The organism is [Pseudopropionibacterium] massiliense (assembly GCF_900607225.1).
Classification (GTDB): Bacteria; Actinomycetota; Actinomycetes; order Propionibacteriales; family Propionibacteriaceae; genus Arachnia; species Arachnia massiliensis.
In genome coordinates this window covers 595,636-619,831 of the sequence record NZ_LR027842.1, presented here as the reverse complement: position 1 = coordinate 619,831, position 24,196 = coordinate 595,636, and the positions used below count along the sequence as shown (strand labels likewise).

24 protein-coding genes are annotated in these 24,196 nt (G+C 68.3%); 5 read left to right on the top strand and 19 right to left on the bottom strand.

What is annotated here, in order from left to right:
- Window positions 1-4: 4 nt before the first annotated feature.
- Genes nuoL through E0E39_RS02530 form a run of 13 tightly spaced genes read right to left on the bottom strand, consistent with a single transcriptional unit; the run spans window position 5 to window position 13,551 of the window.
- Complete coding sequence (gene nuoL / locus E0E39_RS02590; protein ID WP_130875609.1) at window positions 5-1,894, bottom strand: NADH-quinone oxidoreductase subunit L; 1,890 nt, start codon at window positions 1,892-1,894, stop codon at window positions 5-7.
- Between the two features lie 28 nt (window positions 1,895-1,922).
- Window positions 1,923-2,222 (bottom strand): NADH-quinone oxidoreductase subunit NuoK, encoded by a 300-nt coding sequence (gene nuoK / locus E0E39_RS02585; RefSeq protein WP_130873346.1) that lies wholly within the window; start codon window positions 2,220-2,222, stop codon window positions 1,923-1,925.
- The gene (locus tag E0E39_RS02580; RefSeq protein ID WP_130873345.1) at window positions 2,219-3,037 is read right to left on the bottom strand and encodes an NADH-quinone oxidoreductase subunit J; all 819 of its coding nucleotides are present in this window, start codon (window positions 3,035-3,037) and stop codon (window positions 2,219-2,221) included. Before E0E39_RS02580 ends, nuoK begins: the two co-directional genes overlap by 4 nt.
- The gene (gene nuoI, locus E0E39_RS02575) at window positions 3,034-3,588 is read right to left on the bottom strand and encodes an NADH-quinone oxidoreductase subunit NuoI (RefSeq protein WP_130873344.1); all 555 of its coding nucleotides are present in this window, start codon (window positions 3,586-3,588) and stop codon (window positions 3,034-3,036) included. Before nuoI ends, E0E39_RS02580 begins: the two co-directional genes overlap by 4 nt.
- Entirely contained in the window at window positions 3,588-4,877 is a 1,290-nt protein-coding gene (gene nuoH / locus E0E39_RS02570; RefSeq protein WP_130873343.1) for an NADH-quinone oxidoreductase subunit NuoH, read from the bottom strand. Before nuoH ends, nuoI begins: the two co-directional genes overlap by 1 nt.
- On the bottom strand, window positions 4,874-7,267 hold the full coding sequence (locus tag E0E39_RS02565; RefSeq protein WP_130873342.1) for an NADH-quinone oxidoreductase subunit G: 2,394 nt from the start codon (window positions 7,265-7,267) through the stop codon (window positions 4,874-4,876). Before E0E39_RS02565 ends, nuoH begins: the two co-directional genes overlap by 4 nt.
- Window positions 7,264-8,580, bottom strand: coding sequence for an NADH-quinone oxidoreductase subunit NuoF (gene nuoF, locus E0E39_RS02560; protein WP_130873341.1), 1,317 nt, complete (start codon window positions 8,578-8,580; stop codon window positions 7,264-7,266). The genes E0E39_RS02565 and nuoF overlap by 4 nt, the downstream gene beginning before the upstream one ends.
- Window positions 8,577-9,317 (bottom strand): NADH-quinone oxidoreductase subunit NuoE, encoded by a 741-nt coding sequence (gene nuoE / locus E0E39_RS02555; protein WP_130873340.1) that lies wholly within the window; start codon window positions 9,315-9,317, stop codon window positions 8,577-8,579. Before nuoE ends, nuoF begins: the two co-directional genes overlap by 4 nt.
- On the bottom strand, window positions 9,314-10,648 hold the full coding sequence (locus E0E39_RS02550; RefSeq protein ID WP_130873339.1) for an NADH-quinone oxidoreductase subunit D: 1,335 nt from the start codon (window positions 10,646-10,648) through the stop codon (window positions 9,314-9,316). The genes nuoE and E0E39_RS02550 overlap by 4 nt, the downstream gene beginning before the upstream one ends.
- Window positions 10,648-11,334, bottom strand: coding sequence for an NADH-quinone oxidoreductase subunit C (locus E0E39_RS02545; RefSeq protein ID WP_130873338.1), 687 nt, complete (start codon window positions 11,332-11,334; stop codon window positions 10,648-10,650). Before E0E39_RS02545 ends, E0E39_RS02550 begins: the two co-directional genes overlap by 1 nt.
- Complete coding sequence (locus tag E0E39_RS02540) at window positions 11,331-11,885, bottom strand: NuoB/complex I 20 kDa subunit family protein (protein ID WP_126379071.1); 555 nt, start codon at window positions 11,883-11,885, stop codon at window positions 11,331-11,333. The genes E0E39_RS02545 and E0E39_RS02540 overlap by 4 nt, the downstream gene beginning before the upstream one ends.
- 15 nt (window positions 11,886-11,900) lie before the next feature.
- Window positions 11,901-12,260 (bottom strand): NADH-quinone oxidoreductase subunit A, encoded by a 360-nt coding sequence (locus E0E39_RS02535; protein WP_130873337.1) that lies wholly within the window; start codon window positions 12,258-12,260, stop codon window positions 11,901-11,903.
- A 28-nt stretch (window positions 12,261-12,288) separates the two neighbouring features.
- Window positions 12,289-13,551, bottom strand: a complete 1,263-nt coding sequence (locus E0E39_RS02530; protein ID WP_130873336.1) for a geranylgeranyl reductase family protein — start codon at window positions 13,549-13,551, stop codon at window positions 12,289-12,291.
- A 270-nt stretch (window positions 13,552-13,821) separates the two neighbouring features.
- Here E0E39_RS02530 and E0E39_RS02525 point away from each other — a divergent pair, with 270 nt between their 5' ends.
- The gene (locus tag E0E39_RS02525) at window positions 13,822-15,072 is read left to right on the top strand and encodes an isochorismate synthase (protein WP_130873335.1); all 1,251 of its coding nucleotides are present in this window, start codon (window positions 13,822-13,824) and stop codon (window positions 15,070-15,072) included.
- Between the two features lie 394 nt (window positions 15,073-15,466).
- Window positions 15,467-15,733 carry a DUF1540 domain-containing protein gene (locus E0E39_RS02520; protein ID WP_130873334.1) on the top strand — a complete coding sequence of 89 codons (267 nt, stop codon included), beginning with the start codon at window positions 15,467-15,469 and terminating at the stop codon, window positions 15,731-15,733.
- 88 nt (window positions 15,734-15,821) lie between these two features.
- On the opposite strand, the gene E0E39_RS02515 is transcribed toward E0E39_RS02520, so the two are convergent.
- The 3 genes from E0E39_RS02515 to E0E39_RS02505 form a co-directional block, all read right to left on the bottom strand.
- Window positions 15,822-16,658: a hypothetical protein gene (locus tag E0E39_RS02515; protein ID WP_130873333.1), complete on the bottom strand. Its 837-nt coding sequence runs from the start codon at window positions 16,656-16,658 to the stop codon at window positions 15,822-15,824.
- A gap of 87 nt (window positions 16,659-16,745) precedes the next feature.
- Window positions 16,746-18,371 (bottom strand): DUF6297 family protein, encoded by a 1,626-nt coding sequence (locus E0E39_RS02510; RefSeq protein WP_130873332.1) that lies wholly within the window; start codon window positions 18,369-18,371, stop codon window positions 16,746-16,748.
- Window positions 18,368-19,018 (bottom strand): ABC transporter ATP-binding protein, encoded by a 651-nt coding sequence (locus E0E39_RS02505; RefSeq protein ID WP_130873331.1) that lies wholly within the window; start codon window positions 19,016-19,018, stop codon window positions 18,368-18,370. Before E0E39_RS02505 ends, E0E39_RS02510 begins: the two co-directional genes overlap by 4 nt.
- Before the next feature lie 121 nt (window positions 19,019-19,139).
- Between E0E39_RS02505 and E0E39_RS02500 the strand changes: the two genes are divergently transcribed.
- Genes E0E39_RS02500 through E0E39_RS02490 form a run of 3 tightly spaced genes read left to right on the top strand, consistent with a single transcriptional unit; the run spans window position 19,140 to window position 22,128 of the window.
- Window positions 19,140-19,709: a maltokinase N-terminal cap-like domain-containing protein gene (locus E0E39_RS02500; RefSeq protein ID WP_130873330.1), complete on the top strand. Its 570-nt coding sequence runs from the start codon at window positions 19,140-19,142 to the stop codon at window positions 19,707-19,709.
- Between the two features lie 32 nt (window positions 19,710-19,741).
- Complete coding sequence (locus E0E39_RS02495) at window positions 19,742-20,434, top strand: demethylmenaquinone methyltransferase (RefSeq protein WP_130873329.1); 693 nt, start codon at window positions 19,742-19,744, stop codon at window positions 20,432-20,434.
- Window positions 20,431-22,128, top strand: a complete 1,698-nt coding sequence (locus E0E39_RS02490; protein ID WP_130873328.1) for a TM0106 family RecB-like putative nuclease — start codon at window positions 20,431-20,433, stop codon at window positions 22,126-22,128. The genes E0E39_RS02495 and E0E39_RS02490 overlap by 4 nt, the downstream gene beginning before the upstream one ends.
- Window positions 22,129-22,173: 45 nt before the next feature.
- On the opposite strand, the gene E0E39_RS02485 is transcribed toward E0E39_RS02490, so the two are convergent.
- From E0E39_RS02485 to E0E39_RS02475, 3 genes are all read right to left on the bottom strand, one after another.
- The gene (locus tag E0E39_RS02485; RefSeq protein WP_130873327.1) at window positions 22,174-22,380 is read right to left on the bottom strand and encodes a hypothetical protein; all 207 of its coding nucleotides are present in this window, start codon (window positions 22,378-22,380) and stop codon (window positions 22,174-22,176) included.
- Window positions 22,381-22,416: 36 nt separating this feature from the next.
- On the bottom strand, window positions 22,417-23,766 hold the full coding sequence (locus E0E39_RS02480; protein ID WP_245988396.1) for an NAD(P)(+) transhydrogenase (Re/Si-specific) subunit beta: 1,350 nt from the start codon (window positions 23,764-23,766) through the stop codon (window positions 22,417-22,419).
- Window positions 23,767-23,814: 48 nt separating this feature from the next.
- The coding region (locus E0E39_RS02475; RefSeq protein ID WP_245988174.1) for a proton-translocating transhydrogenase family protein at window positions 23,815-24,196 on the bottom strand (382 nt) is incomplete at its 5' end.

The window sequence follows — 24,196 nt, the reverse complement described above, 5'->3', positions numbered from 1 at the left end:
TTCCTCAGACCAGCTGCCCGAAGACCACGATGGCCCCGAGGATCACGACGCCGATCACCAGCGTCAGGCCGTAGGTGCGGGAATAGCCGTTCTGTGTCTTCCGCAGCAGGCCGGCCAGGCCCCTCGCCCCGTACCCGGAGCCCCGGACGAGGCCGTCGACCACGCCCTGGTCCGCGAGGCTCAGCGCGGTCGCGAAGCCGGTGACGGGCCAGATCACCGCGTAGGTGTTGATGGCGTCCCCGTAGAGGTCGTTGCGGCCGATCAGCACCAGCGGGTTGCGGGTACGCGGGGCCTGCTTCGGGACCGAACCGCTGTGCAGCCACCAGCCGAGCGCGACACCCGCGGCCACGACCACGAGCGTGACCGCACCGATCCAGCTGAAGGCCAGCCGGCCGGTCTCGTGGGGATGCGACCCGGTGGCCGGGGCCAGCCAGCCCTGGATCCAGTTGTTCATCACCAGGCCGGCTCCCAGCGAGGCGATGGCCAGGATCACCAGCGGAACGGTCATCACGGCCGGGGACTCGTGCGGGTGCACGCCCTCCTCCCAGCGGCTGCGTCCCAGGAAGGTCATCATCATCAGGCGCGTCATGTAGTACGCGGTGATTCCCGCGCCGACGAGCGCCAGGACACCCAGCACGATGTTGCGTTCGAAGGCGGCCTCGATGATGTGGTCCTTGGAGTAGTAGCCGGCGGTGAACGGGAAACCGATGATGGCCAGATACCCCATCGCAAAGGTCAGGAAGGTCCATCGCATCGCCCTGGCGAGGGCCCCGAAGTTGCGCATGTTCACGTCGTCGTCCATGCCGTGCATCACGGATCCGGCGCCGAGGAACATGTTCGCCTTGAAGAAGCCGTGGGTGATCAGGTGGAAGATCGCGAAGGCCGCGCCCACCGGTCCGAGGCCCGCGGCCAGCATCATGTAGCCGATCTGCGACATGGTGGAGCCGGCCAGGACCTTCTTGATGTCGTCCTTGGCGGTGCCGATCCAGGCGCCGGCGAGCAGCGTCACGACACCCACGATCGCCACCGCGAGGGTCGCGGCCTCGCTGATCTCGTAGATCGCGTGGCTGCGCACCACCAGGTAGACGCCCGCCGTGACCATCGTGGCCGCGTGGATCAGGGCGGACACGGGGGTGGGGCCCTCCATGGCGTCGAGCAGCCACGACTGCAACGGCACCTGGGCCGACTTGCCGCACGCAGCGAGCAGCAGCAGGAACCCGAGCAGCGTCGCGGTGGCGACGTCGACCCGCGGCATGCCCGCGTTGACCACCGAGAAGGCGGTGCTGCCGAACAGCGACAGCATCGTGAAGATGGCCATCGACATTCCCAGGTCACCGACGCGGTTGACGACGAACGCCTTGCGGCCCGCGGCGGCCGCGGAGGGTTTGTGCTGCCAGAAGGAGATCAGCAGGTAGGAGGCCAGGCCGACGCCCTCCCAGCCGAGGAACAGCACCAGGTAGCTGTCGGCCAGCACCAGCGTGAGCATCGCCGCGATGAACAGGTTCAGGTAGGCGAAGAACCTGCGGCGCCGCTCGTCGTGGGTCATGTAACCGATCGAGTAGATGTGGATCAGCGACCCGACGCCGGTGATGAGCAGCACGAACAGGATCGACAGCTGGTCGATCAGCATCCCGAAACCGAGGTTCCAGGATCCGGTGGTGATCCAGTCGTAGAGGTGGACGGTGACGGCCCGCTGTCCCTCGTCGGCGCTCAGCATCGAGCTGAACAGCAGCACACCGATGGTGAACGACGCCAGGCAGCAGGCGGTCGCCAGCCAGTGCCCCCACGAATCGGAGAAACGCCCGAGGACCAGCAGCAAACCCGCCCCGGCCAAAGGAATCGCGATCAGGAGCCAGGCGAGGCTGAACAGCCCCGTGGCAGGTACCGTCGCCATGGTTTCCAACAACAGCACGGCAACCCCCTCAGAACTTCAGCAGGTTCGCGTCGTCGACGGAGGCCGACCGACGGGCGCGATAGACGGCGACGATGATGGCCAGGCCGACCACGACCTCGGCGGCGGCCACCACCATGACGAAGAAGGACGCCACCTGACCGTCGAGTCCGCCGTGCTGGCGGGCGAAGGTCACGAACACCAGGTTCGCGGCGTTGAGCATCAGCTCCACGCTCATGAAGGCGATGATCGCGTTGCGGCGCAGCAGGAATCCGAGCGCGCCGACGGCGAACAGCAGCGCCGCCAGCAGCAGGTAGGCCTCGGTGCTCACTTGGCCTCTCCTTCCAGTTCAGCGGCAACCTTCTCGACGTCACCGAAGGTGGTGGTCGTCGGGTTGCGCAGGTCGTCGACCGCCACCACCGCGCCACGGGTGGTCAGGGTGCGGCTCACCGACTTCTCGGCGACGGTGCCGTCGGGAAGCAGCGCGGGCGCGTGAATGGCGTTGGAGCGGGCGTAGACGCCGGAGTTCGGATCCGGACCCGGGTGCACACCACCGACCGCGTAGCGTTCGACGCGGGCCTCCATGTGCTCGGCCTGGCGCCTCGGCTCGCGGAGCCGGTCGCCGTGGGCCAGCACCATGGCGCCCACCGCCGCGGTGATGAGCAGCGCCGAGGTGGCCTCCAGCAGCACCACGTACCGGGAGAACAGCAGCGCCGCCACGCCCTGGGCGTTTCCGCCCTGGACCTCGTTGGCCTGCGCCAGCCCCACGGGGCCGCCGACGAAGACCGCCTGCCCGACGGCGAACACCAGCAGACCGGCCAGGCCGAGCACCGCCAGGATGCCCGCCACCCGCTGGCCCCTGAGGGTTTCCACCACGGAGTCGCGGCTGTCGACGCCGATCAGCATCACCACGAACAGGAACAGCATCAGGATGGCGCCCGTGTAGACGATGATCTGCACCACGAACAGGAACGGGGCGTCCTGGGCGGCGTAGAGGACCGCGAGCCCCACCATCACCCCGGCCATGCAGAGGGCGGAGTGGACGGGTTTGCGGGCGACGACGATGCCGATGGCGAGCAGCACCATGATCGGCGCACACACCACGAAGGCGACGACCTCACCCGTCAGCGGGGGAAGGGGAATCATTTCACCGCTCCTTGCTCGGGTGCCGTTCGGGTGTCGGGCTGGCCGGTGGGCGGCAGCCCCAGGAAGTAGTCCTTCTCGTCGTCGCCGAGGCGGCGCGGATGCGGTGGCTGCTCCATGCCCGCCACCAGCGGCGCGAGGAGGTCCTGCTTCTCGTAGATCAGCTTCCCGCGGGTCTTGTCGGCGAGCTTGAACTCGTTGGTCATGGTCAGCGCGCGCGTGGGGCAGGCCTCGATGCACATCCCGCAGAAGATGCAGCGCAGGTAGTTGATCTGGTAGACGTGCCCGAACCGCTCCCCCGGCGAGAACCGTTGCTCGTCGGTGTTGTCGGCGCCCTCGACGTAGATGGCGTCGGCGGGGCAGGCCCAGGCGCACAGTTCACAGCCGACGCACTTCTCCAGCCCGTCGGGCCAGCGGTTGAGCTGGTGCCGGCCGTGGAAGCGCGGCAGCGTCACCTTCTCCCTGCCCTTCTGCGGGTAGCCCTGCGTGAAGGTCTTGCGGAAGATGGTGTGGAGGGTGATGCCGAACCCGGCCCACGGATCGAAGATTCCCATTACTTCTCCTCGTTCTCGGTCGGCGCAACGGTCTCAGAGCGGATCACCCCGGCCAGCTCGGGCAGCACCTGCCCGGGCCTGGGCGGCACCGGATAGCCGCCCGCGAAGGCGTCGAAGGGCGCGTCCGGGTCCACCGGGGGCACCCGTTCGGGTTCCTTCCTCCTCGGCGCGAAGGCCACCAGGATCGCCACGAGCGCGACGGCCAGGGCGAGGGTGTATCGCGGCGCGAGCGCGATCATCACGATCCACAGCAGGGAGATCGGGATCAGCCGTTTCCAGCCCAGGTCCATGAACTGGTCGTAGCGGAACCGGGGCAGGGTGCCGCGCAGCCACACGAACACGGAGAACAGCAGCTGCACCTTGATGACGAACCAGATCGGACCGAACCACGCGTTGTTGAGGGGTTCGATGAGGTTGAGCGGCCAGAAGGGCAGGTAGCCTCCCAGGAACAGGGTCGTGCACACCGCGGAGACCGTCGCCATGTTGATGTACTCCGCCAGAAAGAACATGGCGTAGCGGAAACCGGAGTACTCGGTCAGGTAGCCGGAGACCAGCTCGGACTCGCACTCGGGCAGGTCGAAGGGGGCGCGGTTGGTCTCGCCCACCATCGCGATGCCGTAGATCACGAACGACGGCGCCAGCAGCAGCGCGTACCAACCCATCACCCCGATGTTGGCCTCACCCTCCACGAAGGGCAGCCGGAAGATGATGGGGGTGCGCTGCGCCTCGACGATGCCGTGGGTGGACATGGTGCCCGCCTGCAGGAACACCCCGACGATGGACAGCCCCATCGCGATCTCGTAGGAGATCATCTGCGCGGAGCTGCGCATCGCACCCAGGAAGGCGTAGGTGGAACTCGACGCCCACCCGGCCAGCACGATGCCGTAGATGCCGATGGAGGCGATGGCCAGCACGAACAGCACCGCCACCGGCAGGTCGGTGACCTGAAGGCGGGTGGGGACCCCGAAGATCTCCACCTGACCGCCGAACGGGATCACCGTCCACGTGGTGAAGGCCGCCATGCCGGTGAGGATCGGGGCCAGGTTGAACACCCACTTGTCGGTGTGTCTCGGCCGGAAATCCTCCTTGACGAGCAGCTTCATGCCGTCGGCGAGCGCCTGCCCCAGCCCGAAAGGTCCGTTCATGATCGGTCCGAGGCGGTGCTGCATCTTGCCGACGAGGCGCCGCTCGTACCAGACGTTGAAGATCGTCCACACCAGCAGGATCACGAACAGGGCGAGGACCTTGATGGCGATGAGCCACCACGGATCCTGGAAGAACACGTTCATTCCTGATCTCCTTCATCGCTGGAGGCGGGCGCCACGGTCACGATGGAACCGGGCACCACGCCGAGACGGCCGGGTTCCCCGGGATTCATCGGCACCCACACCACGTCGTCGACCATCTCCGTGAGCTGGACGGGCAGCAGCTGCGAGGACCCGGGGGCCTCGACGCGACACAGCTCGCCGATCCCGAAAGCTGCGGCCGTCGCCGGCGACATCCGGGCGACGGCGGGCCGGGCGGTCCGGCGCAGCGCGATCTCGAAGTCGATGCCGCTGGTGGCGTCGAGGGCCTCCCGCCAGGACGCGACCACGACCCCTCCCTGCGTCACACCGGCGTCGAGTTTGCGTGGGACGGCGACCCGTTCGCCCTCCCATTCACCGAGCTCCTGGAAATCGGCCCAGGCGGCAGCGGAGGTGCGGAACCCGAGGTCGGATCCCATGGCGTCGGCCAGGGCCGCGAGGATCCGCAGGTCGCTCATGGGGTGCTTCGTGCCCTCGTTGACCAGGGCGACGGGCCGGATGCGCTGCTCCCAGTTCAGGAAGTGCCCGGCCTGTTCCTCCATCAGGCAGGCGGGGAAGACCACGTCGGCCACCTCGGTCACGGCGTTGGCCCGGGTGGAGACGTGCACCACGAAGCTCTTGCGCAGCGCGTGCAGGGCGGAGTCCGCCTCCGGCATGTCGTAGGGGTCGACGCCGGCCACGAGGAACGCCTTCAAGTAGCCCTCCTGCGCCGAGGCGAACTGCTCGACGGCGCTCAGTCCCGGTTCGGTCGGCAGGGTTCCGACTCCCCAGGCAGCGGCCATGTCGACCCGGGCCTCCGCCGACGCGACGGGACGACCGCCCGGCAGCAGACCCGGCAGGCAGCCCGTCGCGATGGCGCCCATGTCGCCCGCGCGACGCGGCATCCACGCCAGTCGGGCCCCGCTGCGGATCGCCTTGGAGGACACCTCGGACAGCAGGCCCGGCTGGCAGGCGGCCCGCTCGCCGACGAGGATGATGGTGCCCTCCCCCAGCTCCATGGCCTCCAGGGTCTGCGCCTCGGCTCCCGGGGCGACGGGAATCAGCGTCGCGGAGAGTTTCTGGGTTCCCCGGGACGCGAACGGCGCGAGCGTGGTGACCTTGAGGCCGTGCTTGCGCACCGCCTTGCGCAGCCGCAGGAACACCACGGAGGTCTCGTCCTCGGGCTCGTAGCTGACCAGCACCACGTGCCGGGCGGCCTCGAGATCCGCGTAGGTGACGTCCATGCCACGTCCCGCGACCCGGGAGGCCAGGAACTCGGCCTCCTCCTCGGATGCGGCCCGGGAACGGAAGTCGATGTTGTTGGTGCCGAGCACGGTGCGCGCGAACCGCGAGTAGGCGTAGGCGTTCTCGACGGTCAACCGGCCGCCCGGCAGCACACCGACCGCGGTTCCCGCGGCCTTCAACCCGGCGACGGCGGCGTCGATGGCCTCGGGCCAGCTCGCGACCTGCAGGACCCCGTTGCGCCTGACCAGCGGCCGGGTCAGGCGGTCCTCGCCGCGTCCCGAGACGAACCCGAAACGTCCCTTGTCGCAGAGCCATTCCTCGTTCACCTCGGGGGCGTCACCCGCCTGGTGGCGCTTGACCTGGTGGTGCCGGTGGTCGGCGCGGATCTCGCAGCCGCCCGCGCAGTGGTCGCAGGAGGTGGTGGTCGACTTCAGGTCGAAGGGCCGCGCCTGGAAGCGGTAGGCCGCCGAGGTGAGCGCACCCACCGGGCAGATCTGCACGACGTTGCCGGAGAAGTACGAGTCGTAGGGGTCCTGTTCGTAGAAGCCGACCTGCTGCAGCGCGCCGCGTTCCACCAGCGCGATGAATGGGTCGCCGGAGATCTGCTCCGAGAACCGGGTGCAGCGGGCACACAGCACGCAGCGTTCGCGGTCGAGGAGGATCTGTGCGGAGACGTTGACCGGTTTCGGGTAGGTGCGTTTCGCCCCGCCGTAACGCGACTCGCCGCGCCCGTTGCTGAGGGCCTGGTTCTGCAGGGGGCACTCGCCGCCCTTGTCACAGATGGGGCAGTCGAGCGGGTGGTTGATCAGCAGCAGCTCCAGGATTCCCTCCTGGGCGCGTTCCGCCACGGGTGAGCTGACCTGGGTGCGCACCACCATGCCCTCGGCCACCGGCATGGTGCAGGACGCCTGGGGTTTGGGGAAACCACGCCCGTTGCCCGCGTCGGGGATCTCGACGAGGCACTGGCGGCAGGCCCCGACGGGGTCCAGCAGCGGATGGTCGCAGAACCGGGGAATGGCGGTGCCGATCATCTCGGCGGCCCGGATGATGAGGGTTCCCTTCGGGACGCTGACCGGGACGTCGTCGATGGTGAGGGTGACGAGATCCGGTTTCGGCTCCACCTTGGCTGCGGTGTCGGTTGGCTGGCTCACCGGGGGTCTCCTTCCGTGGCGAACAACGCGCTGCGCTCGTAGGGGAAAAGTTCCCAGGCGGGCGTGTGGTAGCCCTGTTCGAACTCGGGACGGAAGCGGCGCACCGCGCTGGTCACGCAGGCGACGGCGCCGTCGGCCAGGGCGCAGAACGAGCGGCCTCCGATGCTGGTGCAGACGTCGAGGAGCTTGTCCACGTCACCCTTCTCGGCGGTGCCGGCCTCGAACTTCATCAGCAGCTGCACCAGCCACCACGACCCCTCGCGGCAGGGGGTGCACTTGCCACACGACTCGTGTTTGTAGAACTCCACCCACCGCAGGGTGGTGCGCACCACGGAGGTGGTCTCGTCGAAGACCTGGAGCGCCTTGGTGCCGAGCATCGTGCCCGCCGAGGCCATGCCCTCGTAGTCGAGGGGCAGATCGAGGTGTTCGGGCGTGAGGATCGGGGTGGAGGAACCCCCCGGGGTGAAGAATTTCAGCTCGTGACCCGCGCGGATGCCTCCCGACAGATCCAGCAGCTGCCGCAGCGTGATGCCCATGGGGGCCTCGAACTGGCCCGGCCGGGCGACGTGCCCGGACAGCGAGTAGATCGTCATGCCCTTCGACTTCTCCGTGCCCATCGCCTGGAACCAGGCGGCCCCGTTGTTGACGATCGAGGGCACCGAGGAGATGGACTCCACGTTGTTGATGACCGTCGGGGAGGCGTACAGGCCCGCGACCGCCGGGAACGGCGGACGCAGCCTCGGCTGGCCGCGCCTGCCCTCCAGGGAGTCGAGCAGCGCGGTCTCCTCGCCGCAGATGTAGGCCCCGGCGCCGGCGTGGACGATCACGTCGAGGTCGTAACCGGATCCCAGCACGTTCCTTCCCGCGTAGCCGGCCTGGTAGGCCTCCTTGACGGCCTGCTGGAGCCGCCGGATCACGTGCAGCACCTCACCGCGGCAGTAGATGAACGCCTGGTGGGAGCCGATGGCGTAGGAGGCGATGAGCACGCCCTCGACGAGGGTGTGGGGGGAGGCCATCAGCAGCGGCATGTCCTTGCAGGTGCCGGGCTCCGATTCGTCGGCGTTGACCACGAGGTACTTCGGGTTGGGGTTGTCCTGGGGCACGAAGCTCCACTTCATGCCCGTCGGGAAACCCGCCCCGCCCCGGCCGCGCAGACCCGCGTCCTTGACCAGGGCGACCACCTCGGCCTGGGTCATGCCGAGCAGCGCCCTGCGCAGCGCCCGGTAGCCGCCCGTGGCCTCGTAGCGCGAGAGCTTCCAGGACTTGTCCTGACCCCACTGGTCACTGAGGACCGGGGCGAGCAGGTCGCTCACTTCGTCTCCTCCTCGGGTGCGGCAGGCAGGTTGTCGGGGTCGGGGGCGCTCCAGCCCCTCTCGGCGGCAATCCGCCTGCCGAGGGTGGATGCGTGCCCGGCGGAGGGACCCTCGTCGGCGCGTCCGTCGGGGAACCCGGCGAGCACCCGTTCGGCCTTCTTCCAGGACGTGATGGTGGCCCCGCGCGGGGAGACCACCTCCTCGCCGTTCATGAGCGCGTCGATCAGTTCGTCGAGTTTCTCCGGGGTCATGTCGTCGAAGAACTCCCAGTTGACCATCGCCACGGGCGCGTAGTCGCAGGCGGCGTTGCACTCGAGGCGTTCGAGGGAGACCCGCCCGCACGGGGTGGTCTGGCCCTCGTCGATGCCCAGCCGCTGCTTGGCGCGTTCCAGGAGGATGTCGCCGCCCATGACCGCACACAGGGCCGTGGTGCACACCCCCAGGTGGTGGTGCCCGGCGGGCCTGCGTTTGAACATGGTGTAGAAGGTGGCCACCCCGGAGACCTGAGCCGTGGTGATCCCGAGGATCTCGGCGCACAGCTCGATGCCGCGCGGGCTGATGCGGCCGTCGTAGGACTGCACCAGGTGCAGCATCGGCAGCAGCGCGGAACGCGGGTGCGGGTAACGCCCCGCCAGTTCGTTCAGCTCGGCGATCGCCGTCTCGTCGAGGTTGGTGGACTGGTCCGAGTGGTCCACCGAACCGGAATCGGGAAAATCGCTGACGAAATGACCGCTCATCGGTCCACACCTCCAAGAACGGGGTCGATGCTGGCCACGGCCACCACGACGTCGGAGATCATCCCGCCCTCGCACATCAGCGGCACGGACTGGAGATGGTTGAACCCCGGGTCGCGGAAGTGGGCGCGGTAGGGGCGGGTGCCGCCGTCGGAGACCAGGGTGCAGCCCAGCTCGCCCTTGGGCGACTCGACGGCCTGGTAGACCTGCCCGACGGGCACCTTGAATCCCTCGGTGACGATCTTGAAGTGATGGATGAGGGCCTCCATCGACTCGCCCATGATGTGTTTGACGTGTTCGTGGCTGTTGCCCTGCCCGTCGGGTCCGAGGGCCAGCGACGCCGGCCAGGCGATCTTCGCGTCGCCCACCATGACGGGCTGGCCCTGGGTGCGTTCGAGACGTTCCAGGCACTGCTCCACGATCCGCAGCGACTGCCAGGTCTCCTCCAGGCGGATGCGGAACCTGCCGTAGGCGTCCTGGGTGTCCCAGGTGACCACGTCGAAGTCGTAGGTCTCGTAGCCGCAGTAGGGCTGCGCCCGGCGCAGGTCCCACTCGTAGCCGGTGGAGCGCAGGATCGGGCCGGTGACGCCCATCATCATGCAGGCGGTGAGATCCATCTTCGCGAGGTTCTGCATGCGCAGCTTGAAGATCGGGTTCTCGTTGCAGAAGGTCGCGTACTCGGGCAGGTGCTTCCTCAGCCACGCGATGACGGTGCGCAGGTGCTCCAGGCCGCCGTCCTGGAGGTCACCCGCAACCCCGCCGGGACGGATGTAGGCGTGGTTCATACGCAGGCCGGTCAGCCCCTCCAGGAAGTCGAGGATCATCTCGCGTTCGCGGAAGGCGATGGTCATCACCGTCAGGGCGCCGATCTCCATGCCGCCCGTGCCCATCGCCACCAGGTGGGATGCGATGCGGTTCAGTTCCATCACCAGCACCCGCAGCACGGAGGCGCGCTCCGGGACGTCGTCGGTGATACCGAGCAGTTTCTCCACGGCCAGGCAGTAGACGGCCTCGTTGAACAGCGGCGCGACGTAGTCCATGCGGGTGCAGAACGCCACCCCCTGGGTCCACGTCTTGAACTCCATGTTCTTCTCGATGCCGGTGTGCAGGAAACCGATGGCGGGCCGGATGTGGGTGACGGTCTCGCCGTCCATCTCCAGGATGAGACGCAGCACCCCGTGGGTGGAGGGGTGCTGGGGGCCCATGTTGACCACGATCGTCTCGTCCCCGCGTTCGGCCTGCTCCGCGGCGATCTGCGCCCAGTCGCCTCCCTGGGCCAGGTAGACCCGGTCGGCCTCGGGTTCGCCGGTGGCGGCGAAGATGTCGTTGCTCATCAGTTGTACCTCCTCCGGTGATCGGGGGCGGGCACGGTGGCGCCCTTGTACTGGATGTCGATGCCGCCCAGCGGGTAGTCCTTGCGCTGCGGATGCCCCACCCAGTCGTCGGGCATGAGGATGCGTGTCAGCGACGGGTGGCCGTCGAACAGGATCCCGAACATGTCCCAGGTCTCGCGTTCGTGCCAGTCGGCCATCGGGTAGGTGGCCACCACCGAGGGGACGTGCGGGTCCTCCTCGGGGGCCGTCACCTCGAGGCGGACACGCCGGTTGTGGGTGATCGAGAGCAGGTGGTAGACCACGTGCAGCTCCGCGCCGGTCTGCTGCGGGTAGTGCACCCCGCTGACGGACACGCAGATCTCGAAACGCAGGTGTGCGTCGTCGCGGAAGGCCTTCACGGTCTCGCGGAGGTGTTCGCGGGGCACGAAGATGGTCAGCTCGCCGCGGTCGAACAGCACCAGGCCACCGGCCAGGGCGGGCACGAGCTGCCCGGCGCGGGCGACGATCGTGTCGAAGGGTTCGCCGAAGGGCCCCTGGGTCCGGCCGGGCATGGAGATCTGCCGCTGGATGCGACCGTACCCGGAGGTGTCGCCGGAGCCGCGGCTCCACATGCCCGCCTTCGTCTCGAACACCGGCGCCCTGGGTGTGTCCTGCTGCGGGGTGATCTCGCCGGGGGTCTCGGTCATCGCATGAGTCCCTTCAGCTCGTGGGTCGCGGGCGCGGCCAGGGCGGCCTCCTCGCGGGCAGCGATGGCGGCGGCCTCGTTGGGGCCGATCGGGCGCGAGGAAACCTCCTGGCGGAGCTTGAACATGGCGTCGATCAGCATGTCGGGTCGGGGCGGACAGCCGGGCACGTAGATGTCGACGGGCACGATGTGGTCGCAGCCCTGGACGATGGCGTAGTTGTTGAACATCCCCCCCGAGGAGGCGCAGGCACCCATCGAGATCACCCACTTGGGGTTCGGCATCTGGTCGTAGACCTGCCGCACGATGGGCGCCATCTTCTGCGACAACCGCCCGGAGACGATCATCAGGTCGGCCTGGCGCGGCGATGCGCGGAAGACCTCCTGCCCCCAGCGCGCCGAGTCGAAGCGGGGGGTGGCGTAGGCCATCATCTCGATGGCGCAGCAGGCCAGGCCCATGGTCACGGGCCAGAAAGACGCCTTGCGCACCCAGCCGAAGATTCCCTCGACCGTGGTGAGCAGGATTCCGGAGGGAAGTTTCTCCTCGATACCCATCTGTGGTCCTCCTGTTCAGTCCCAGTCCAGGCCGCCGCGGCGTTTGACGTAGAAGTAGGCCACCAGCACCGTCGCGATGAAGCTGAGGATCGCGATGATCCCGAAGAGCCCGAGCTGGTGATAGGTGACGGCCCACGGGTAGAGGAAGACGATCTCGATGTCGAAGACGATGAACAGCATTGCGATCACGTAGTACTTCACGGGGAACCGTCCTCCGCCGACGGGCTGCGGGGTGGGTTGGATGCCGCACTCGTAGGAGTCGTACTTGGCGCGGTTCCTGCGGCCGGGCCCGATGAGGACGCTCAGGGTCATGGACACGGCCACGAACACCGTGGCCAGCACCACCATCCCGACGATTGGAATGTAGAGGTTCACTGCGTTTCCTTCCCTTCCAGCTGTCTGCTCACGCCGCCGGCGCCACCCGGCACAGGGCGTTGATGATGCGATCCATGGCATCCCCGTCGTGGCTGTCGGTCAGGTTCGCCAGCAGCTTCATGACGAAACGCATCAGGGTCTTGCGGGGCAGCCCGTAGGTGGTGCACAGGTGCATCACGCGCGGGTCGCCGATCAGTTTCACGAAGATGGTTCCCAGCCGGTAGTAGCCGCCGAGACGGGCCTTGAGCTGGGTGCGGTAGCCGTGCAGGGCGCGTTCGGCGGACTCGGTGCCGACCCCGCGGGCCTGTGCCTGGGCGATGGCGTCGGCGGCCAGTTCCGCGGATTCCATGGCGTAGGCGATCCCCTCGCCGTTGAACGGGTTGACCATGCCACCCGAGTCGCCGACCAGCAGCAGGCCGCGACCGTAGACGGGCTGCCGGTTGAAGGCCATCGGGAGCGCCGCCCCCTGGATCTTCCCGAGCCGGTTCTCCTCCCGGAAGCCCCACTCCTCGGGGGTGTTGGCGAGCCAGCGCTTCATCAGCTCCCGGTAGTCGGTCCTCTGGAAGGACCTGGACGTGTTGAGGACCCCGAGGCCGACGTTGCAGGTGCCGTCACCCATCCCGAAGATCCAGCCGTAGCCGGGCATGAGGGTGGATTCGCGGGGTTTGCCGTCCCACAGCTCCAACCACGAGTCGAGGTAGTCGTCGTTGCTGCGCGGGGAACGGTAGTAGGTGCGGTAGGCCACCCCCATCGGGCGGTCGGAACGCTTGTTCAACCCCATGGAGACCGCCAGGCGCGAGGAGTTGCCGTCGGCGGCCACCACCAGCGGGGCGCGGTACTCGTCGCCGTCCCGGGTCCTCACCCCGGTGATGCGACCGGTGCGGTCGTCCAGGACCGCCTCGGTCACGTTGGCCCCCTGGACCAGCCGGGCCCCGCATCCGACGGCGTGCCTGGCCATCAGGTCGTCGAAGTCGGCGCGTTTCCGCACCAGCCCGTAGGAGGGGAAGTCGGCGAGCTTCGGCCAGTCCAGCTGGAAGGGCTCCACCCGCCCGCCGTAGACGCGCAGTCCCTTGTTGTGAAGCCATCCGGCCTCCTCGGAGGTGTCGATGCCGAGGCGCACCAGGGCCCGGGTGGTTCGCGGGGTGAACCCGTCGCCGCACACCTTCTCGCGCGGGAAGTGGCTCTTCTCCAGCAGCAGGACGCCCACTCCCCGCCGCGCCAGATTTGCCGCTGCCGCGGATCCGCCGGGGCCCGCACCGACGACGATGACGTCGGCTTCCTCCTTTGGCATTCGACTCTCCTCGTCTTGCATATCAGGAACCCGGCTCCCAGATTGCCGCGAACCGGACTTCAGGCCTCAGTCTATGGGGTGACCTCTCCTTCTCACCAACCACCCGGACCCCCCTGGCAAATCGGCTCTGACTAGGGAAAACGCACCGCTTTTTGGTGACGGAAAGCGTTCGTTATTCACGTCCGTGCGACTGGGTGTCGCACGCGTGGTGGTTGATCGCCGGCCGGCCCATCTGGCCTCCGTGAGCCAGCCTCAGCTATCGTTCCCCGGGTGAGCCTTGACTTCGCGACGAAACGGTTGCGCGCCACGACCGTCTCCATCGACGATCCGGGGGACCTCGCGCACTTTCTCACCCCCGAACGGGCCACGGCCTTCCTGAGAAGGGGCGAGGGATTCATCACGCTGGGCGAGGTGGCCCGCTTCGAGACCGACTTCCCCGATGCCGCCGACGTCTGGTGGAGCGAGGTCAGCGCGCACATAGACCACGACTCGGAGCTCCCCGGGGTCTGGGGCACCGGCCCCCTGGCGGTCGGCTCCTTCGCCTTCGACCCGGACCGCTCCCGCGTCCGTTCCGTGCTGATCGTCCCGGAGACCATCATCGGCAGGCGCGACGGGCAGGCCTGGATGACCAGGATCAGCGAGGGCCGCCTCAGCCTGGAGCCGCCAGGCAGGGGCGACCCGGTCACGCCCCTCGGGGACACCCGGCTGGTCCCCGACGGCCTGTCAGGTCACGACTGGGCGGGAATCGTCGCAAAGGCCGTGGAACGCATCCGCGCCCAGGAGATCAGCAAGGTCGTCCTGGCACGCTCCCTGAAGGCCGTCGCGGACGCCCCCATCGATCCGCGTCACGTGCTGCGCAGGCTCCTGCAGGCCTACCCGATGGCCTGGAGCTATCTCGTGGACGGCATGGTCGGCGCCACACCGGAGCTGCTGATCCGCCGTCACCGCACCCTGGTGACGTCCCGCGTCCTGGCGGGCACGGTCTCCCTGGACCCCGGGCACACCGATCCCCTCCACCGGGCCGAGCAGCTCGCGGGTTCCGGCAAGGACGTCGCGGAGCACGAGTTCGCCGTCGCGTCCGTGGCCGAGGCGCTGGAGCCCTACTGCGCCGCCATGAACGTGCCGGAGGCCCCCTCCGTGCTGACCCTCCCGAACGTCATGCACCTGGCCACCGACATCACGGGCGTGGCGGAGCCCGGCATCAGTTCCCTGGCGCTGGCGGGCGCACTGCACCCGTCGGCGGCCGTCTGCGGCACCCCGACCTTCTTCGCCGGGGAGATCATCGCCGAGCTGGAATCCATGGACCGGGGACGTTACGCCGGCCCCATCGGTTGGGTGGACTCCGACGGCGACGGCGAGTGGGTCATCGCCCTGCGCGGCGGGTTCATCAACCCCTCCCACCCCGACGAGATCCGCCTGTTCGCGGGAGCCGGAATCGTCGCGGACTCGGATCCTCACGCGGAACTCGCCGAGACCGAGGCCAAATTCCTCCCGATGCTCCACGCCCTCGGCCTGGCCTGAGGCTCATCCCGAACCCACACCTCCACACCTGACGGCCGCCCCACCCCGCCCCTCCGCCCGGCAGCGCAGGCGCTCGCCCGCAGGACAGGCTTGCCTGCGGGAGGACCAACGAATCCGGCGGGAACCACACGCGAACCCACCCGGTGAGAGCGAGGCAAGCCTTTCCTCGTTCCATGTCTCTCACGAGGGGTTTTCCCACGCGCCCCACCCGGCACTCGGAATTCATTTCACAAGCCCATTGTTTTCGAAACACAAAGGGGTGTCAAAGCTTGGGAAATACGCGTCGTCTTTGTGCATTTACCCAAGTCAGCAAAGGGTTCTCTTGCTTGCAGGGGCCTGGAAGCGGACCTAACGTATTTCCCGTCAGATGCACCACAGACGAAAGGTCCTCGAAATGCCCACCATCACCCCCGTCAAGTCCTGCAACACCACCACCTGCGCTTTCAACAACAAGGGCTGCACCGCCTTCGCGATCACCGTCGACGGCACCTCGGCCTGCACCACTTTCATCACCCTCGACGCCCGCGGTGGCCTGCCCACCGCCGAGGGACGCGTCGGCGCCTGCCAGCACCTCGAGTGCGCCCACAACAAGGACCTGCTCTGCAGCGCCCCCGGCGTCACCGTGGTCGACGGCGTCTGCACCTCCTACGAGGCCCGCTGACTCCCCTGAACGGCCCACAGGGCCGCCACGTCTGAAAGCAAGCTCAGGCCCCGCTTCCGCGGGGCCTGAGTGCTCTCGGGGCCAGCCGTCAGATGCACCGCTGGGGGCGCACCGGCCCCGAGTCATCAACGAGACGCGCCACCTGCTGCGTCAGCGCCGACAGCGTCGCGGGACGCTCCTCGAAGCGCGCGAAGACCGTCGCGGTCTCGTGATCCCCGACGTGCATCAACGTGACTCCCGACCGGTCGACGTCGATGCAGAAAACCTTGTCGAGCACGTGCCCGCACAGCCCGGGGCCGCTCGGGCGGAGGCTGGCCTGCCCCGGCAGGTCGCCGTTGATCACGGCCCGGCACACCTGCCGGAGAGCGACACATCCCTGCGCGGCCACGACGTCGTGCGCCTCGAAGTCGTCGCACCAGACCTCGGGCACCTCGGATCGGGTCTCCTGGACGTCCTCCCACGGGATCGGGGTCACACCGCTGTGGTCGTGCACCAGGATCCGATCCGTGACCACCAATCCGATCCGGGTACCGCCGATCCGCGCCAGCTCAGCGATCCGCTCCGGAAGCTGATCCTCGGCGAGCAGACGGTTCACGGCCGTGTTCGGCAACAGCACGAGCTCACCCAGGAGGTGCGCGGAGGCCGCTATCACGGAGAGCATCACGTCGTGGCTGTGTCGGACCAGGTCCATCCGCACCACGGTTCCGACCCCTGCGGGCAGGGTGGACAGCAGGCAGTCCTCGTCGGGCCTGACCGCCACCACGATGTCCCCCTGGGCGGTCAGCCCATGGGCCACGAAATCGTACTGGCTGCCGATCCGCCAGGCCACCAGCGTGCAGGCCGCACCGCCGTTCAGCATCCGCCCCGCCAGGGAGCGCGCGCTCTCACGACACACGTCCTGGGAAGCCTCCGGTGAAGTGGTCATCCGTGCCCGCCTTCCAGCTTGATTAACGTCAGCCTAGCGCACCGAAAACCGGGAAGGAATGCCTGTCCTGCCGTGCATGCGGCGGGGTCAGCGTTTCCGCTGCACCCTCACCTTCTGGGCGCCCCCGCGACGACCGGGGCCTCCGGACCTCTGCTCCTCCAGAAGGCGCTGCTGCTCCTCGCGTTCGTCCATCAGGGCCTGCTGATCGAATCCGGAACGCAGAACCAGCCAGGCGACCACTGCGATGCCCAGCGAGATCCAGGAGGGCCAGCCGAGAACGAGCGGCAGGGTGACCAGAGCGACGATGTCGATGCCGCGGATGAAGGAGAACATCATGCCCGGCGGCATGGCACCGATGCCGACCGAGACCATGGGACCGCCGTAGTTCGGGGGCTTCGCACACACCCAGCGGAAGGCCGCCAGCAGACCACCCGCAGCGGTGATGAGGGAGGCCGAGAACCCGGCGACCACATCGAGCTCACCACCGTCGAAGACCCCACCGAAGGCGGGTGTCGTCGCGACCGCCCAGAGCAGCGCCAGCAGGGCGGGAACCGTCATGGCGGCCTGCCTGACCTCCCCCGGGGAGAACGGGAAGCAGCGTTGGAGACCCTTGGTGCGGGTCAGCACCCGCAGGGTGTTGCAGAAACCGATCAGGGCGGTCATCAGCACCAGGGCGGAGATCGACGGGTTGAGCACCTCGATGCCGAGGGCGTGGACGGCGTAGGGCACGGCCATCGAGGCCAACCAGAACACCAGCGGCCTGGGGGTGCGCCACAGCCGCTGCAGGTCGCGCAGCACGATGGCCCACACGCCACGTCCCGACCCGCGGGTCGGACGGACGTGCCCCCGACGCCGCGCCTGGTCCTCGACCAGGATGTCGCGGACCAGGGCGAAGTCGAGGGCGAACGCGGCACCCTGCATGCCCGCGATCAGTGACGAGCCCGCGGTGAGTCGTTGGCGGCGCATGTGCCGCAGCCGGAGCCAGGCGGGCACGATGGAGATCAGGCCCAGCAGCAGGCCGCCGCCCGCCACCACCCAGGCGAAATCGACGCTCAGCGCGGCCACGAGACCGATGGGCGCCATTCCGGCGGAGATCGCGACCAGGAGGAGCAGGGCCCCGAAGGCGATGATCCCGATCAGCCACAGCAGCGCGGTCGTGATCCAACGTCGTTCCGCGCCCTGCTCGGCGGCCGCGAAGGCCACCAGACCGAAACATCCGAGGCCGGAGGCCAGGGCCCAGGTGAGAATCTCCGTGGCGTCACCGCCGACGAGTGCCGCCACGAGCGCCCCGAGCCCTGCGCCGACGATCAGGGCCACGAGCACCGAGGCGACGAGGCGTCCGGTGAGCACCCTGCGCCGGTCGACGTTGCCGTCCATGATCCAGAAACCCTCGGCGGCCGAGGCCACGATGGGACCGAACATGCGGGCCGCCACGAGCGCGAGCGCCAGGAAACCGGCGACGGCGGCCCAGGGCAGCAGGCCACGCGCCGCCAGGCAGGACTCGGCCGTGCAGCCCGCCACGCTGCGCTGGGCCTGCATGATGGAGCTGATCACCATGGCACCGATCAGGACGAGCGCGAAGACCATCACGTAGGCGTCCTGGATGGCCTGGAAGAGGTTGCGATCCGCCCTGCCCCGTCGCCAGTCGCGCACGAGGAGACGCAGCTGTTTCTCGTCGACCTCGCCGATGGCCCCGAACCGCTCGTCGCTCATCGACGCTCCCCCAACCTCACCTCACGGGCGCCGATGGCGGCCAGCAGGCTCGGTTCGTGGCTGGCCAGCACGATCGCCAGGCCATCACCGAGCTCCGCCCTGAGACGTTTCCCGAGCCATTCGACACCCTCGACGTCGAGCCGCTGCTCGGGTTCGTCGAGGACCAGCAGGCGTCGGGGCCTGACGAAAGCGGTGGCCAGCGCCAGGCGGCGCCGCTGACCGGAGGACAGTGTCGAGGGCAGCTGCCCCGCCTGGGGGACGAGCTGCACCTCGTCGAGGATCTCGTCGACCAGGTCGTCGGGGTCGGCGATCCCGTGGGCCCGTGCCAGCAGGTCGAGGTGCTCCACGACCGACAGGTCGGGGAAGAAATCGAGATCGTCGATGACGGTGGCGACATTGCGGCGGATCTCCGGGCTGGTTTCCTTCATCTTCACGCCCAGCACCTCGACGGTGCCCTCGTCCGGGCGGTCGGCCCCGACCAGACATCTGAGCACCGTCGACTTGCCCGCGCCGTTGCGCCCGGTGAGCGCGACGGCCTCCCCGGCGGCCACCTTGAGGTCGAAACCCTCCACGATGGTCACGGGCCCGTAGGCCTTCTTCAGTTTGTCAACCTTGAGAACGATGTCCTTCTTCGCCACGGCGACCATTGTGACGCATCCTCACCGAAGCCCGGGGGCACACGACACTATGCGACGGTTCGGACCTTCTCTGTCGCAATTCCCCCATTTATGTGTAGGATGCAGGAAATTACCAACGGAGGTAGCCCGTATGAGCGGAATCGCCCATGTCCATCCCGAAGCCACACTGCATCCCGGCAAACTCGACCTGCTCGCCCAATGGCTTCCCGACCAGTGGTGGTTCGACGGTGACCCCTCGGATCTGGAGGTCGTCGCCAGGTTCCGATTCGTCGATCCCGACGACGTGGTGGGCCTCGACTGCATGCTGGTGCGTTCCACGGACGCCGTCTACCACATCCCCGTCACGTGGCGTCCCCGACCGCTGGACGGCGGCGCGCTGATCGGGACCCTCCAGCACTCGGAGCTGGGAACCCGGTACTGCTACGACGCCCAGACCGACCCGGTCTACCTGGACGAGCTGGTGCGGGTGATCCGGGAGAAAGACTCGGACGCCGACATCATGGAGGTCGGGCAGAACACGCCACTCCCGAAGAACATCAAGGTTTTCGGCAGCGGCCTGGTGGCCGGGGAGACATCCGGGTATCCGCACGTGGTGCACAAACTCAACCGCGCCCCGATCAACGACGTCGTGGGCCAGCTGATGGGCCAGTGGCGCCACCACGGAACCGATCGCGTCGATCTGTTGGCCGTTCTGCACTGAAATCCGTCGTGGGCTGGCGATAAGGTGTGCGCATGCAGCAGACCCGAGCCGACCTCGACAAGAAACGCGCCGAGGTCTCGGCCATGTTCGACGGTGTCGCCGCGCGCTACGACCTGTTGAACTCGTTGTTGTCGTTGGGCAGGGACCGCGGCTGGCGCCGGGAGACCGTGGCGGCCGTCGCCGCCCGACCGGGGGAACGCATCCTGGATCTGGCGGCCGGCACCGGCACGTCGTCACTGCCCTTCCTGGAGGCGGGCGCGCACGTCTTCCCCACCGACCTGTCGATGGGCATGCTGAGGGTCGGCAAGCAGCAGCAGCCGAGGTTGTCCTTCGTGCGCGGCGACGCCCTGGCCCTGCCCTACGCCGATTCGGTCTTCGACGCCGTGACCATCAGCTACGGCCTGCGCAACGTGGAGGACACCGCCGCCGCGCTGCGGGAGCTGCTGCGGGTGACCCGCCCGGGCGGGCGACTGGTGATCGCGGAGTTCTCCACCCCGGTGAACCGGGCGCTGCGGTTCGCCTACGCCCACGGCGCGCTGCGGGCGCTGCCCTTGGCAGCCAGGGTTTCGAGCAATCCCGTCGCCTACGGATACCTGGCCGAGTCGATCCTCGCCTGGCCCGCACAGCAGGAGCTGGCTGATCTGATCTCGGAGTGCGGTTGGCGGGATGTCGAGTGGAAGAACCTGACGGGCGGCATCGTGGCTCTGCACCGGGCTTGGAAATGACTTTTCTGCTGGACCCGTACGCGGCGCGAAGCTGTCCCGTCAAAACCTTCAACGCCTTCGATCCCGGCACCCCGAAACCCGAGAAACCCCTCGACGAGTCGCTGCTGGAGGCGTTCTCGGGCGGCTCGGAGTTCCGCGAGTCCATGCTGGAGGCCCTGTGCAGGGGCAACGGGGTGATCGACCTGCGCGACGAGGGGCACACTCCCGCCGAGACGCTGGCCGCGATGGACGCCGGGACTCCCGTGATCGTCGGTGGCCGGTTGCCGGTGGACGTGGCGGGGCACCGCACCGGAAGCCCCGACGCCCTGGTGCGCGGCAGCGACCGTCCCGGGGGCCGTCCCGGGTACTGGCCGGTGCGCGTCAAGCCCTATCGGCTGCTGGAGGAGCAACGCAACGCCAAGGAGCTGCGCGCTTCCCGGCTCGCGTCCCCGACCGTTCTGGAACCGCTCCCGGGGTACCGGTTCCGGTCCTACCGGCAGGGGGTGCTGTTGGAGCTGGCCCACCACTGGAGGCTGCTCCAGGCCTGCGGCCGTTCAGCCGCCACACCCGTCGTCGGGTCGATCGGCTTCGACAACCACAACCGGGGCATGATCGTCTGGGTTCCCCTCGAGCTGCGTTTCCTGCGCACCTTCTCACGCACCTCCGCCAGCGGGCACAGGCTCCGTTCGGCGCTGGAACGCTACGACCACGAACACGGGTTCCGGGTGCACGTCGCGCAGCAGGCGATGACCCGCGAACCGGATGATCCCCGTCCCCCTGCGGTACGCCCCATCCGGGTTCCGGAGTGCGAGTGGTGCGCCTGGTGGGAGACGTGCCGTCCCCGCATGGATGACGACGACATCTCCCTGCGCATCTCCAAGACCCCGCTCGACGTCCGCGAGCTCCAGACCCTGATGGGCCTCGGCATCACGACGGTCTCACAGCTCGCCGATGCGGATGTCGAGGCCCTGTTGCCCGATTACCTGCCGCTCACCGCGCATCGCGACCGCTCCGAGGCGAGGTTGCGCACCGCGGCCCGGCGCGCCCGGATGCTGAAGCGGGGCGTCGCCCTGGAGAAGGTGTCGGTGGAGCCCATCGAGGCACCACGGGCGCCGATGGAGGTGGATCTGGACATCGAGACCGACGACGGTGACCGCACCTACCTGTGGGGTGTTCTGCTGACCGATCGCACCACCGGGAAGCAGAGGTATCAGCACTTCAGCGCCTTCAGCTACCTCTCCCCCAGCGGAGAACTGGATCTCGCGATCGATTTCGCCCGCTGGCTCCTGCGTCTGGTTGACAAACACCCCGATCTGCTCGTCTACCACTACTCCGACTACGAGGTGGTGCACCTGCGCCGCCTGGCCCAACGCAGCGGGCATCCCGACCTGTCGGCGGTCTGTGACCTCGTCAAGGACCACTTCGTGGACCTGTTCAGGCTGGTCCGCGACAACTTCGTCGCCGTGGACGGTCTGGGGTTGAAGGTGGTCGCGAGCAAGGGGGCAGGATTCTCGTGGCGCGACGAGGAACCGGGCGGACTGAACTCACAGTCCTGGTTCGCAACCGCCGTCGACGGCCTCAACACCGCGGAGCGAAAGGCCGCGCGCCGACGCGTGCTGGAGTACAACGAGGACGACGTGCGGGCCACCTGGCACGTCCGGGAATGGATGGAACGACTCGACGCGGAAGCCCGCGAGGATGCACGGGACACCTGACCGCCACCGGATGTCTCGGCCTGTGCACACTCCGGCCGGATCCCGTCAGGAAGCGGCTGCTAGGGTCTTGTCAAGGATCTGGTTGGCCACCCGGGAACCGAACAGATCGTTGTCCACGTGATTGCCGTCGGGCCGCATCAGGCTGCCGTCGACGGTGTCGTCGCACAACGGCCCGGGACCGACGCTCGGTGCGTCCCCGCAGAACAGGGAATCCCCGTCGATGGTGCGGATGTCATCGCGCTGCGCCGCCACCTCCGTTCCTTTCTCGGGGTGGAGCGCCGGGAGGGTTCAGCTGGCGGTGGACCTCATGTCATTCAGGATGGTCTGGACCGTTGCCTTGGCGTCGCCGAAACACATCACCGAGTTCTCGTGGAAGAACAGCGGGTTCTGCACGCCCGCGTAGCCGGCGTTCATGGAGCGCTTGAAGATCACCACCTGGCCGGCCTCCCACACCTTGAGCACGGGCATGCCGGAGATCGGGGAACCGGGTTCGTTCGCGGCCGGGTTGACCGTGTCGTTGGCCCCGATCACCAGCACCACGTCGGTGTCGGCGAAGTCGTCGTTGATCTCGTCCATCTCCAGGACGATGTCGTAGGGAACCTTCGCCTCGGCCAGCAGCACGTTCATGTGCCCGGGTAGCCTGCCCGCCACGGGGTGGATGGCGAACCTCACGTTGACGCCGCGTTCCCGCAGCCGCGCGATCAGCTCCGCGACGGGGTACTGGGCCTGGGCCACGGCCATCCCGTATCCGGGGGCGACCACGACGGAACGGGCCCCGGCCAGCATCTTCGCCACCTCCGAGATGGTCGCCTCCCGGTGCTCACCCAGCTCGCCGCTGTCCGCGACGGGGGCGTCGCCGAATCCTCCGAGGATCACGGAGACGAAGGAACGGTTCATGGCCCGGCACATGATGTAGGACAGGATCGCGCCGGAGGCGCCGACCAGGGCGCCCGTGATGATGAGGATGGTCTGGTCCAGCATGAATCCGCTGAAGGCCGCGGCCCACCCGGAGTAGGAGTTCAGCATCGAGACCACCACCGGCATGTCGGCTCCGCCGATGGCCGCCACCAGGTGGCAGCCCAGCGCCAGGGAGATCAGGGTCACCAGCAGCAGCGGGATCAGCGACAGCGTCGCGACGTACCACCAGCCGAGCCCGGCCACGGCGACCAGCGCCGCCAGGTTGAGCCAGTTCCTGCCGGGCAGCATCAACGGTTTCGAGGCGATGCGGCCGTTGAGCTTGCCCCAGGCCACCAGCGAACCGGTGAGGGTGACCGCACCGATGAAGATCCCGAGCACCACCTCGACGGCGTGCAGCACGTCGGTGTGGGTGGCGGAGAGGTGCACGTTGAAGCCGACGAGCACGGCGGCGGCCCCGACGAAGCTGTGGAGCAGGGCGATGAGTTCCGGCATCCCGGTCATCTCCACCCTGCGGGCCTTCCACGTGCCGATGACGGCGCCGATGGCGATCGCCCCGTACAGCAGGGCCGCGGAGGTCCAGTCGAAACTCGTCCCCTCGCCGGGCTGGGCGATGGCGTAGTTGGTGGCCACGAGGGCGAGGACCATGCCGAGGATGCCGAACGCGTTGCCCTTCTTCGCGGTCTCGTGCTTGCTGAGGCCGGCCAGGGCGAGGATGAACATCAGACCGGCGGCGATGTAGGTGGCGTTGACGAGGTTGTTCAGCACGGCTCAGCCCTTCCGGAACATGTTCAGCATGCGGTGGGTGACCGTGAACCCGCCGAAGACGTTGATGGAGGCGATCAGCACCGCAACGAAGGCGATGATCCTCACCACCCAGTTGTCGCTGGGCAGCTGCGTCATGGCGCCGACCACGATGATGCCGCTGATGGCGTTGGTGACGCTCATCAACGGTGTGTGGAGGGCGTGGGTGACGTTCCAGACCACGTAGTAGCCCACGACGATCGCCAGCACGAAAACGGCCATCAGGGCCACCAGCGGCGGCGGGGCGAGGGTCAGCAGCGCGATCAGCGCCACCGCCCCGGCCCCCGCCCAGGCCACCTGGTACCACCAGGGGCGCGGGGGTCTCGCGGGCGTGGCGGGCGTCGATGGC